This is a genomic window from Pseudomonas sp. E1BtOHC1 (assembly GCF_058744285.1).
The window spans coordinates 3,170,543-3,182,457 of the sequence record NZ_CP196023.1 but is presented as its reverse complement, the minus strand read 5'-3'; the positions used below and the strand labels follow the sequence as shown (position 1 = coordinate 3,182,457).

Annotated in this window: 11 protein-coding genes; 4 read left to right on the top strand and 7 right to left on the bottom strand. The window is 58.7% G+C overall.

The window, feature by feature from the left end:
* Window positions 1-67: 67 nt before the first annotated feature.
* The 4 genes from ACSSVC_RS14780 to ACSSVC_RS14765 all read right to left on the bottom strand — a co-directional run bounded on the left by ACSSVC_RS14780 (window position 68) and on the right by ACSSVC_RS14765 (window position 4,958).
* The gene (locus tag ACSSVC_RS14780) at window positions 68-1,297 is read right to left on the bottom strand and encodes an aminotransferase class I/II-fold pyridoxal phosphate-dependent enzyme (RefSeq protein WP_346631657.1); all 1,230 of its coding nucleotides are present in this window, start codon (window positions 1,295-1,297) and stop codon (window positions 68-70) included.
* 271 nt (window positions 1,298-1,568) lie between these two features.
* Complete coding sequence (locus tag ACSSVC_RS14775) at window positions 1,569-2,804, bottom strand: MFS transporter (RefSeq protein WP_346631658.1); 1,236 nt, start codon at window positions 2,802-2,804, stop codon at window positions 1,569-1,571.
* A gap of 100 nt (window positions 2,805-2,904) precedes the next feature.
* Complete coding sequence (locus tag ACSSVC_RS14770) at window positions 2,905-3,729, bottom strand: hypothetical protein (protein ID WP_492612449.1); 825 nt, start codon at window positions 3,727-3,729, stop codon at window positions 2,905-2,907.
* A 2-nt stretch (window positions 3,730-3,731) separates the two neighbouring features.
* Window positions 3,732-4,958: an MFS transporter gene (locus ACSSVC_RS14765; RefSeq protein WP_492612448.1), complete on the bottom strand. Its 1,227-nt coding sequence runs from the start codon at window positions 4,956-4,958 to the stop codon at window positions 3,732-3,734.
* A gap of 95 nt (window positions 4,959-5,053) precedes the next feature.
* Between ACSSVC_RS14765 and ACSSVC_RS14760 the strand changes: the two genes are divergently transcribed.
* The gene (locus ACSSVC_RS14760; protein ID WP_404939082.1) at window positions 5,054-5,971 is read left to right on the top strand and encodes a LysR family transcriptional regulator; all 918 of its coding nucleotides are present in this window, start codon (window positions 5,054-5,056) and stop codon (window positions 5,969-5,971) included.
* Window positions 5,972-6,045: 74 nt separating this feature from the next.
* Here ACSSVC_RS14760 and ACSSVC_RS14755 read toward each other — a convergent pair whose 3' ends face one another.
* The gene (locus ACSSVC_RS14755; RefSeq protein WP_492612447.1) at window positions 6,046-6,966 is read right to left on the bottom strand and encodes a hypothetical protein; all 921 of its coding nucleotides are present in this window, start codon (window positions 6,964-6,966) and stop codon (window positions 6,046-6,048) included.
* Window positions 6,967-7,483: 517 nt separating this feature from the next.
* Here ACSSVC_RS14755 and ACSSVC_RS14750 point away from each other — a divergent pair.
* The gene (locus ACSSVC_RS14750) at window positions 7,484-7,960 is read left to right on the top strand and encodes a PA2171 family ribosome-binding persister protein (protein WP_346631663.1); all 477 of its coding nucleotides are present in this window, start codon (window positions 7,484-7,486) and stop codon (window positions 7,958-7,960) included.
* A 427-nt stretch (window positions 7,961-8,387) separates the two neighbouring features.
* On the opposite strand, the gene ACSSVC_RS14745 is transcribed toward ACSSVC_RS14750, so the two are convergent.
* Window positions 8,388-8,789 carry a hypothetical protein gene (locus tag ACSSVC_RS14745; RefSeq protein ID WP_492612446.1) on the bottom strand — a complete coding sequence of 134 codons (402 nt, stop codon included), beginning with the start codon at window positions 8,787-8,789 and terminating at the stop codon, window positions 8,388-8,390.
* A gap of 42 nt (window positions 8,790-8,831) precedes the next feature.
* Window positions 8,832-9,473, bottom strand: coding sequence for a hypothetical protein (locus ACSSVC_RS14740; protein ID WP_492612445.1), 642 nt, complete (start codon window positions 9,471-9,473; stop codon window positions 8,832-8,834).
* A 729-nt stretch (window positions 9,474-10,202) separates the two neighbouring features.
* Between ACSSVC_RS14740 and ACSSVC_RS14735 the strand changes: the two genes are divergently transcribed.
* Together ACSSVC_RS14735 and ACSSVC_RS14730 are read left to right on the top strand one after the other, a co-directional pair.
* Window positions 10,203-10,910 (top strand): polysaccharide deacetylase WbmS family protein, encoded by a 708-nt coding sequence (locus ACSSVC_RS14735; protein WP_346631666.1) that lies wholly within the window; start codon window positions 10,203-10,205, stop codon window positions 10,908-10,910.
* Complete coding sequence (locus ACSSVC_RS14730) at window positions 10,907-11,827, top strand: UDP-3-O-(3-hydroxymyristoyl)glucosamine N-acyltransferase (RefSeq protein ID WP_492612444.1); 921 nt, start codon at window positions 10,907-10,909, stop codon at window positions 11,825-11,827. Before ACSSVC_RS14735 ends, ACSSVC_RS14730 begins: the two co-directional genes overlap by 4 nt.
* Window positions 11,828-11,915 lie beyond the last annotated feature (88 nt).

The window sequence follows — 11,915 nt, the reverse complement described above, 5'->3', positions numbered from 1 at the left end:
CCAGGCCACCTGAGGGGCTCGGGAACAGCGGTGATGACGGTGCAACGATGGGCGACTTGAAGCGCCTTCAATCCATGACGATGGCCGACATGAACTGGGTGAAGCGGCCCAGGCCCTCGATCAACTCCTGGTACTCGACGGCGTAGGAAATCCGGATGCAGTGGGGGTCGCCACAACCCGACCCCGGGACCACGGCGATATGCGCCTCGGTCAGCAGCAGGTCGGCCAGGTGCTCCACATCCCGGACCTGCTCGCCCCGGTAGTAGCCCCCCAGCCGCGAGGAGATATCCAGGTAGAGATAGAAGGCCCCTTCTGGCGGCGCATAGCTGATGCCCTCCAGGCGATCCAGGTACGTGCGGGCGGCATGCAACTGCCGTTGCAGGAACGGATTGACCTCGGCGGCGAACTGGGATGAATCGGCGGTCAGGGTGTTGAGCGCGGCGTATTGGGACAGGCTGCTGGGGTTGGAGGTGGTGTGGCCCTGCAGATTGTGCATCGCGGCAATCACCGCGGCCGGGGCGCAGGCGTAGCCCACCCGCCAGCCGGTCACCGCCTGGCTCTTGGAAAAGGAGTCGATCAGCACGGTCTGCGGTTTCAGCGCCGGGAACAGTGACAGGATGTTGTGATGCGCATGGGGTTCGCGCACCAGGCCGCGATAGCACTCGTCGAACATCACCCAGAGCCCCTGATGGAAGGCCAGTTGGGCGATCGCCAGCAGTTGCTCGCGTTGATAGACGGTGCCCGTGGGGTTGTTGGGAGTGTTGATGACGATCATCCGGGTGCGCTCGGTCAGCGCCCCCTGCACCGCCTCGAGCGTCAGCCGGTAGTCGTCGCCACGGGTCTCGACCAACACGGGCGTGGCGCCCGCCAGGCGGATCTGGGTGGGAAAGGTTTCCCAGTACGGGGTCGGCACAATCACCTCGTCACCGGGGTTGAGCAGCACCATGCAGGCGTTGTACAGGGCCTGCTTGGCCCCGGCGGTCACTGCCACTTCATTGGCCGCGAAGGCCACGCCGGTGCGCTGGCTGACCCGCTGGGCAAGCTTTTCCCGCAGGGCCGGCAGGCCAATGGGCGGGGTGTAGCGATTGCGCGCGTTCTCGATGGCTTCGATGGCCCCGGTGCGCATGTCCTGGCAGGCGTCGAAGGACAATTCGCCGGCGGCGAAGTTGATCACCTTGACCCCGCTTTCCTTCAAGGCGTTGGCTTTGCTGCGCATGCTGGACGTACCGGGGGCACTGAGGCCCAGGGCACGCTTGGACAAGGAAAATCGGCTTGCAGTGGCTTCGCTGTTATTCATGTTCTTACCTGCGAAAACGATCTGGAAACAAGGCGCCCCGGATTCGGGAAACACCCTGCGCAGCCAACCTGGCTGAGGGCTCCAGCCAGGTCTTCTTACATTCTGATGACAGTCAGAATGTCCGGCCAATACCGTTTGCGTCGTGATTGATACTGCAAAAGTAAGAAATATCTGATGGCTGCGAGGCCCCTGCCGCGACCCCGAGCGCAGAACGCATCAGGCCCGGACAGAACAGCCCCGGGCCTGATGATTCAAGGGACGACAGCGAGCGTCAGCCAGGGCTGGACAATGACCGGGCATCCGCGTCCAGGCCGCGCTGCACATACCAGGACAGGGGCAGCGTCAGCAGCAGCGTGGCGGACAGGGCCATCACCGCCAGGGGTATCCCGGTGACGTCCCCCAGGCTGCCGAACAGCACCGGAGCCAGCGCCCCGCCACCGATGGTGCCGGTATAGAACAACGAGAACGCCTGCTCGCGCTTGCCAGCCCCCGCCAGGTCCGGCACCGCGCCATACAGCACCGAGGAGGTGCCGTTCAGGGCCAGGCCCAGCAAGGGCAACATCAGCATCAGGCCGTTGTAGGGCAGAAATACCGCCAGCACGATCAGGCTGGCGGTGGTGAACTCGGTGATCCACACCGTCTTCATCATGCCGATGCGCGCCCCCAGGTAACCGCACAGCAACTTGCCGAAGGCGCCACCGACAAACAGCAGGGTCAGGGCCAGGCCGATGCCGGCGGTGCCGGCGCCCTTGGCCTTGAGCAGAAACGGCAGGAAGGTCAGAAAACCCATGCGCACCGCACTGTCCAGGGTGCCGGTGAGGATCAACGCGCGCATCCCGCTGGCGGAGCCTTGCCCCTTGACCGCCTTGGGCGCCTTCTCGCTCATGGCCGCGGTGACGGCCCGAGAGGGAATCAGCCACCACAGCAACAGCGCGGCGGCCAGCCCCAGGAGGCCGATCAGAGTGACACTGGCGCGCCAGCTGATCACCGTCAGCAACAGGCCCACCAGACCGGGGATCAGGGTCTTGCCGATGTCCCCGGCAAAGTTGTACTGGGACAGGGCCTCCTTGACCCCGCCTCCGGCTTCATGGGTGTCGGTGATCAAGGAAGACGCCAGCGGATGCTGGGTACTGGCCCCCAGGCCGCCCAGCAGCAGGGCCAGGAGCAACACGCTCAAGCCCCCGGCCTGCCCCGCCAGCAGGTAGGCCAGCCCGGCCAGGGCCGTACCGCCCACCAGCAGGCGCTCGCGTCCCCAGCGCTTGGCGGCACGGCTGGCCAGCAGTTGGAACCCGGCCATCATCCCGGAATAGACCCCGCGCAACAGGCCGATCTGGGCATAGCTCATGGCGAACTGCGCCTGCCAGATCGGCAGCAGCACGTAGATCACATCGGTGAGGCCGTCGTGTACCGCATGAGCACTGCAACCGGCCACCAGGGAGCGGCGGCGTACCGAGGTGTCGCTGGCCGGCGAGGCCTCCAGGGAGGCGCTGTGTTTCAGGTCATTCATCTTGGGGGCAGGCTGCGAGGTGGAAGGGATAGGATCAGTCACAGGATAGGCAAGCCTGGGCCGGCCACCAGCCCCGTTGCCAGGGCCGGGCCGCACGCCATCAGCGCAACAGTTGAGTGCAGTCGCGCATCACCCGGGCCTTGCGCTGCAGGTATTCGCAGAAGATCTCCCGCGCCGCGTGGGGGTCGACACGCACCTGCATGGCATCGACGAACCCCTCGACCGCCGCCACCGCATGGGCGAAGTGATTGCTCTCGGTGCCGCCGGTGTGCACCGTGACCCAGGCCACGGTGGTGCGGGCCTTTTCCGCCGGTACGCCCATGTCGCGGACGAACCATTGCTTGTACAGCGGGTGGATGAACTCCACTTCACCGTGGGTATAGACCTCGTGGATCAGGGTGGTCAGCAGGCCCTGGAGCAGGTCGCGATCGCGCAGACGGCGAAAGTCGGTCCAGTCCTTGAAGGCTTGCGCCGAGGGCAGGCAGTTTTCCTTGAGCAGCCACTGGTCGTCGCCGCAAATGGGCGTCGCCATGTTGTAGAACAGGTCCGAATGCAGGGTGTTGCCCAGGGCGCCGAGGTCTTCATCGGTAATGCGCTGCAGGCTGCCACAGGCGCGATAGAGGCCGTCGGCGGCTTCCGAGCCCTGCCCCGAGCGGGCCAGCAAGGTGATGCGGTTGGCCAGGCCGGAAACGCTGGTGGCGGAATTGTTGGTCTTCGACCAGCTGGCGAAGAACTTGCGCAGCACGGCAGGCACGTGGCGGCGCGAGGTGAGCTTCTCGAAGGCATTCTCGATGTCCACCAGGGCGTTCTCTTCGCTCCAGAACGCCTCGAACAGCGCATGCTTCAAGACACTGGCCGGCATGTCGTTCAACACAGGTTCGACGATCTTCAACAACTGGCTCTGCCGGGTCAGTACGTTATTCATGGTCACCTCACGTATTCCTTGTTGGATGATGAATCTAGGGGGTTCACCGGCCTGGGATCGGCAACCGGTGCTTCGGGTTCGAGGGGCTTCCAGCCGCCCCAGGCAATCAGCAGCGACAGCAGTTGGAAGACCACGATCAGCGCCACACAGCCCTGCCAGCCCCAATGGCTCCAGAGCAGTGCCGGGACCACAGCGCCGAAACTGCCTCCCAGGTAGTAGAACGTCAGGTACAGCCCCACCGCCCCGGCCTTGTTGTGGCGGGCGGTGGCGGTGGTAAAGGAGTTGGCGGCGGCCTGGGCCAGGAATACCCCGGTGGAACTCAAGGCCAGGCCCAGCACGATCAGCCACAGGGAAGGCAACAGGGTCAGGGCCGAGCCGCCGACTCCGAGCAGGGCCGCAACCTTGAGCAACTCGGCCTGGGGCCGGGACTTGCTCAGGCGACCGGCGATGGGAATCACCACCAGTGCCAGCAGGAATACGCTGTAGATGGCCCCCAGCGCCGCGGCGCCCAGGTCGAAGGGCGGCAGGCTGAGGTAGAGCCCGGCGTAGGTAAAGGTGGCCACCTGGGAGAACAGCACGCAGAAGCCCACGCCATAGGCCGCCAGCAAGGGCCGGCGGCACAGCTCGCGCAGGGCTCGCACGCGGTTCTGGGCGCTTGTGCTGACCACTGGCGCATTGGCCGGCAACAGGAAATGGATGGCCACGCCGATCAGCAGGCTCAGGCCGGCCAACAGGGCGAAGGCCTCGCGCCAGCCGACGTATTCGGTCATGAAACCGGTGACGAAGCGTCCGGCGAAACCGCCCAGCACGGTGCCGGCCACGTAGAGGCTGGTGACTTCGGTGACGGTGCCGCCGCTCCAGCGATCGCCGATGTAGGCCACGCTGGTGGCGAACACCACCGGGATCAGCATGCCTTCGATGAAGCGCCAGACCAGCAACTGGGCGAAGCTGCCGGCACAGGCCGCCAGCAGCGCCGGCAGCGCCAGCAACAGGGAGGCCAGGACGATCACCGAGCGCTGCTGGAAACGGCCCGTGAAACGGCTGACAAAGGGCGCGGTAATGGCCACTGCCAGGGTGGTCACGGTGATGCTCCAGCCGGCTTCCCTGATGCTCACCTGAAAGCTCTGGGCGAACTCCTGGAGAATGCCCTGGGTTGCATACAGGTTGAGAAAGGCCGCACAACCGCACAAAAACAGGGCGATGCGGGCACAATGCTGGCGCGAATTCATGAAACCTCTCGTTTTATGACGAAAGGCCTTTATAAAATACGCCGCAACTCCAAGACCAATACCGATTTACGACCGATCAATACCCAGGGAACCGGATGCTCGATCTACGCAAATTGCGTTACTTTCTGACTGTCGCCGAGGAGCTGCACTTTGGCCGTGCCGCCCTGCGCCTGCACCTCGCGCAACCGCCGCTGACCCGGCAGATTTCGGCACTGGAAGCCGAGCTGGGGTTTCGCCTGTTCGACCGCACCAGTCGCACCGTCTCGCTCACCGCCCAGGGCCGGCACTTTTTGCCTTACGCCCGGGCTGTGCTGGAGCAGGTGGACCTGACCCAGGTCATGGCCAGCAAGCTGGCCAAGGGCTGCGCCGGGCAACTGGCCCTGGGCTACGCCAGCTCGATCGCCCTGTCGGACCTGTTCAGCCAGGCGATCCAGGCCTTCGCCCAGCGCTTCCCGGACGTACAGTTGACCCTGGTGGAAGGTGCCTCGGTCAGCCAGTGGTCGCAGATCGTCGATGGACGAATCGATATCGGCATGAGCCGTATGCAGCCTCCCAGCGAACAGAGCGAAATCCAGGCCCTGTCCCTGGGGGACGAACCCTTGGTGGCGGCCATCTCCAGCGACAGTCCCCTGGCCGCCCAGGATCAGGTGACCCTGGCCGAGCTCAGCGAACACCCGCTGATCCTGTTTCCCGCGGACTACGGTTCGGGGCTCAACGAGGCGATCGAACAACTCTACCGGCGTAACGGCCTGCCGCTGCGGCCGGGCCCCAGCGGCCGGCAGATCACCTCGATCATCGCCCTGGTCGCCGCCGGCCAGGGCATTGCCCTGGTGCCCCGCTGCACCCAGACCCTGGCCAAGAAAGGCGTGACCTACCGGCCGCTGACGGACCCCGGCGCCACGGCGCAACTGCTGGTACTGACCCGCAAGCAGGGGCGCAGCCAATTGGTGGAAGCCTTCATGGGGGTGCTCGACGAATTGCTGCAGGCGCAACCGGAGGCTGCAGGGCGTTAGTCAGCCGCCCCGAGTAACGGCCACCAGAGCAGGCCGCTGACAATCCATGGTCAACCGGCCTGCCCCTTGCAGCGCTAGCGGCAAACCACCCGAGTCTTTGCCCCACCTCGGGCGATGAGCAGATCGTTGCCGTTGGCGTCGCTGCCCACGAATTCAATGCTGTAGGCATACACCTGCCGATACGCCTTGCCGTCGTAACGGTAGTAACTCAGGTCATGCTCCCCGGCACTGACCCGGGCACTGGTCATCAGGTCGGGCAGGCCATTGCAGGCCGTTTCAAGCACCGCCACCGGGCCATCCTCGACCGCAAGCAACGGCTGGGGGGGCGCCGTGCTCGCCCGGAATAACCATTGGCTCGAATTGACCTGATTGCCGCTCATGCCGCAGCTGACAAACAACCACTTGCCATGGGGGCCGCGGCAGGTCAGCGCCAGCACTTCGTCCTCGGCGCAGGTGCCCGTGATGGCCTGACTTGAGTCCACACCCAACCGTGCCAGCACCTGGCCTGCAGGCGTCTCCACCGGATCGGCTGCACACAGCCCCTGGCCCCTGGGCCATTGTCGCGGAGCACCGAGGTACACCGGTGACAGGGCGGCAATCACACCATCCAGCTCCCGCGCCAGGCACTGGGTGTCCTGGCATCGACTGATGGCCCGGTCTTGCCGGGCGATCTTCTCGTCGAGCTGCCACGGGGTGTAGACCATGGCGATAGCCGCGTGCTGCAGAAACCGCGCCTTGAACAGCTTCTCCACCAGGGCCCCATCCTCACAGGTGCCCGCCGGCAGGGCCTTGCGCGCCTCTGCGGCGCTGCGCTGTGCACTTTCGTCATCGGCAAACCCCAGCGCGGCCACATCCGCACAAGGCTTGAGCAACAACTGCGACGAGAGGTAGCCGCCCGTCGCGTGCTCGCTGCTCGGGATCATCCGCTTGCCTTCTGCCCAGGCAGGCGCGGCCAGCACCAAGGTCCAGGCCAACAACATCACGTTGCGTTTCATTACTGCTCTACCGTCCATTGATTTGCTGCGAGCGTTGCCGCTCTTTCGACCTGTCTCTGCGAGCGGCGTGGCATAGCACCCGCCGCCCTTGCTGATGGCTAGAGGGCCACAAAGCGCGCTATATCAACAGATTCCAGGGCGCTGAGCTGACAATTTTGCAAGGGGTCGCCCGCCCCCACTGCCGAGAGCATTCATCAGCCTTTCGGGTGGTGGTTGATGCGCTACGCCATGGGCGCTGAGCTGTTGATCCATCATCGCAGTCGGCGATGCCTTGCATGCTGATGCAGTACGTTGGGTGCAGGGTCCACACCACGCCAATACCGTGATCTGCACTGCGTAAAGGTCATGTTCGTGCAGTCTGCATGAGGTCCATTGGCCAGCCAGATACGTAGCTCATTGAAATCTCGACGCTTTAAAAATCCGCTCCACTGGCATGGCCAATGCAGCCACTAACGGGACATTCATGAAGTGCCGGCAGAGATCGGCGATCTTCTATCCATGACCGTGAGGCAAAAAAATGAACGCCATCGACCTGCTGAAAGCCGACCATGAAAAGGTGAAGTCCATCCTGACTCAGTTGAGTGAATCGACTGACCGAGCAGTGAAGAAACGCACCGACCTGCTGGACAAACTCGAGCTGGAAATCACCATCCACACTCAACTCGAAGAACAGATCCTGTACCCCGCCTTCAAGCAAGCGGGAGATAAGGAACAGGCCGAAATGTACTACGAGGCCAAGGAAGAGCATCGGACCGTCGACTCGCTTGTCCTTCCTGACCTGAAGAACACCGACCCCACCCAACCCGAATTCGCGGGGCGCGTCAAAGTGGTGAAGGAGCTGCTGGAGCATCACATCGGGGAAGAAGAAAGCGAAATGTTCCCTCAGGCCAAGAAGCTGTTGGGCAACGCCAAGCTCGAAGAACTGGGTGAGCAAATGCTGGTAATGAAGGCCGCCCTCAAGAAAAGCCTGAGCGCCTCTAAACTCGCTGCGTAGCTCGATTGGGCCGCCTCTCGACAAGCCCGGTTCAGCGCCGGGCTTGTTGCCTCAACCCTCCCCGGGCAAGCGTTGGGCAAACACAACCTCAACTAAAGCCCACTACAAGCGCCAGACTTCATTGCCGGAGAAATCAGGTCGCCAACATCCGACCCGCTCCCGCAGCCATGCGTTTGCAGCGCCCTGGTCAAGCTTGGCCCTCCCCCAGGGCAACGACCCGTACCCTGGCAGCGCGTCGCTAACATTTCTTGGCGCAGGTGATTCAGATTACTGGCCCGAGCCAGACAACACAGCTTAGGGCGATGGGTGTGGAGGAGCTAAAAACGCAAAGGCCCCGCACATTCGCGAGGCCTTGCAATAGGTCTAATGGTCTTTCCCTCTGGTAGATGAGTAGGCCAAGAAACATGGCCTCCCCCTCTATCTTTTCTTACAACAGATCGTAAGTGATGTAGGCATTACCGTTATTACTCGTGGAAATCCACAACCCGTAACCGGCAGGAAGAGTAATCGGGTATGGCAGCGTCAACGCGGCTGGACCGGTAGCAGCCAGAATTGGTTTTGAAATGTCGCCCACGCCAGTTGGGGCAACATTACCCGTTGTCACGATACCGCTACTGTTAGCCGAAAAAGCACCTGTACGGATTACTACACCATTGACATTAGCAGCAGGGCTAATGAGCTGAGCCGTACCGAAGATCGAGGCGTTTTTGAATAACGCACCGAGTTTTACTGATTCCATTTTTTCACCTATTGAGTCGGATGTTTTGTCGCGAAGGACACGGTTTTCATGTCGCTCAACGGCGATGAGTTCGAAGCTCCAGGCTTTCAATGAGCTGGCCGCTACTACCTGATAGGACTGAATACCGAATTTTTACTTGGTCATGAGCAGATCGATAGTGCTTGTGTCACAGGTGTAGTTGGCTTTCTTGTCGAGCACCAAGTAAATGGCTGACGACTTGGTGACAGGCACTTTGCTGGCCGAGAACACTGCGCCGTTACCTCTGACCAAGTTACCCGACTGAAGAACCGTGTCCCCCAGATTCAAGGACCAGGCCACACCATCACCACAGCTAGCGTGGATGCTGTTGACCCGACCAAGAATATTGATCTCGCCTACCACGGGGCTCGTCCAGCGGATGATCGTCTGGCTGTTCTGACCTGGGTGAAACGCCACGTCGCCGGCTGCAATGGTAAAGCTGCCGTTCGCAGTGTAGGTGTAAGGTTTCAAGTGGACGGAGACATGAGCCCCAGACACTTGATCCATCCAGCACGTAGCGGGGAGGTTATTGCACGAGTCGGCTTTGAAGTATGGCAATGGGATGTAGTTTTCGGCTTTGTTCACTCCGGAAGAATTCTGCATAAACGTCCAAGGAGAGCCTTGTGGAGCAGTCTCCTTAGCCAGAATTACATCCCTTGCCAGATTCCATGACAGGGCAGTGTCTGCCGAGGCATTCATGCTGACAGCAAAAAGCGCTAACAGGCCAAACAGCGAGACGCTGATAATTTTATTCATCGGTTCACCTATAGAGTCGAATGATTAATCGCGGAGGATTCCGCTTTCATGTCGCTCAAAGGCGATGACTCGAGGCTCACGGCCCTCACTCGGAACATGTAGGGCAAAGCCAGCGCCTGGCTGGCCTTCAGTCCGTGGACGTCCGAAGAGTGAAGCACACTATCTCAACAAAATACTGTACATGCAACCAGTATTGTGTCGATCGTGTCTATCCCCCTTTCGAGCCTGCTCCGCCCAACCAGACGCCGGCGCCAGAACCGAGGGAGGCCCCATCTTTAGGCCTATTTCGGGCACAAAAATCTATGGCACTCCCCTTTTTTGCAATACTGATTAACGGGTGAAGTGGTTGGCTTACTTCAATCTATTCGGCGTTTTTTAGGGCATGCCGCGCGCCACGATGAGAGTCGCGTCTGATGATCCTGAACTACCGGCTGGCGCCCATTTGCACCGCCAACTCTTTGTCCAGTACCTTGATCTGTTCATCTTTTGGAATCGTTATGCCCTTTATTCGGCGAGAGGCGATCAGCAAATACATACCAATCTCAACACTGTATAAAAATCCAGAGTCATGCAGATGACTGGGGATTTTTCAGGATGACGCTGACAGGAGGCTACCCGTACGCCATCAGTGGCGTGTGCCAATATGTTTTCCTTTATATTTTCTCTCAATAGCTACAGAATCTGCGCCCTCAGAAACACCAATCAAATCTGTTTAAGGTGGGGAAAAGGATGGCCAATAAATTTCACGTAACTTTCGATATAGACTGGGCCCCTGACTCTTCTATCGAACTTTGCCTTGAAATTCTTAAATCAAAAAACGTTAAGGCAACGTTTTTTACAACTCACGAGACAGATTTAAATTCTGAAATTGAAAGACAAGGGCACAACTTGGGAATTCACCCAAACTTTCTGCCTGGAAGCTCTCAAGGTGCCAACACTCATGAAATCATAACCACCTGCCTAAAATATGCACCCAACGCAACAACCATGAGAACACATGCACTTGTTCAGTCTTCTCCAATGCTTTACCAAATATTCAAAGAGTTCCCTCAACTTAAGCTTGACGCCTCAATCCTAATGCACAAAGCAAAACATGTTGAACGTTTCAACTGGAACTTTGACGGTGTCAGCTTTGACAGAATAAATTACAACTGGGAAGACGATGCAGAATTTAGCAATCCAAATTTTGACTGGTCAAAAGAGTTCTTCCCAGGAGAAATATCCATCTATGACTTCCACCCAATACATATACATCTAAACTCCTGCAGCAACGATCATTACAGAAATTTGAAATCGTCATTAAATGGCATATCTCTGATGAAGGTAGAACGAAAAAATCTTGACTCGTTCATGAATACAGGCCATGGATCTAGAACCTTCCTTCAGTCCATCGTGAGTTCTGATGCAGAAAGCATTTCACTGGAGAGCATAAAGTGATTGGATTTGACACAAATAAAAACAGATCAGTAAACTCTGAGCTTTATAACGAACTCAAAAGCAAATTCAGCTTTAAAGAGTTCGGCCTTGTGTCTTCCAAATCAAAACAAGTAGTCACATTTATCGACTCTATAAAATTCGCCAGAGATCTGATCAGCAACAGCAACATATCAGTAGTAATTACCACCAATGAAATATCATCACTCTTAACATCCCAAAGACCAGACCTCACCATATACATATCCTCCTCGCCAAGATATGACTTTTATAGTGCATACAACGCACATGCAACAATAAAAAACTCATCAATGGCAGAGAGCAACATAAGCCCAACATCATACATACACAGTAGCTCTTTTGTATCCCCAACAGGGGTAACAATAGAAGATGGGGTCACCATAGAACCAATGGTAACCATTCTACCCGGCACGACAATAAAAAAAGGGGCCTTGATTAGATCGGGCACAACAATAGGCGCTGAAGGGTTTGAGCACAAAAGAACAGAATCAGGCATTCTTTCTGTCGTGCATGATGGAAGAGTAATAATTGGTGAGGACGTTGAGATAGGAGCTAACAACACTATAGCCAGGGGGCTTCTTGGGGTAGACACCGTTATTGGCAGTCAGACTAAGACTGACTGCCTTGTGCATATAGCTCACTCTTCAACTATTGGTGAACGCTGCCTAATTGCGGCATCTGCAATGATTGCTGGCAGCGTCAAGGTGGGGTCAGATGTATGGATAGGTCCGAATGCCACCATTTCATCGGGGATATCGATTGGACGAAATGCAAGTGTAACGCTGGGGTCGGTCGTCACGCGAGATGTTCCGGACCATGAGAGAGTCACTGGAAATTTTGCCATCGAGCACAAGCTCTTCTTGAAACAAATGGCCAAATCGACCAGAACGCAAAAATAAAAGAAAGCTCACAGGGTTGTAATGTAAACCTTGTGAGCTTCTTGGCCATTCGTTAAACGGGCCAATGCCATCATAGACCTGCTCGCAC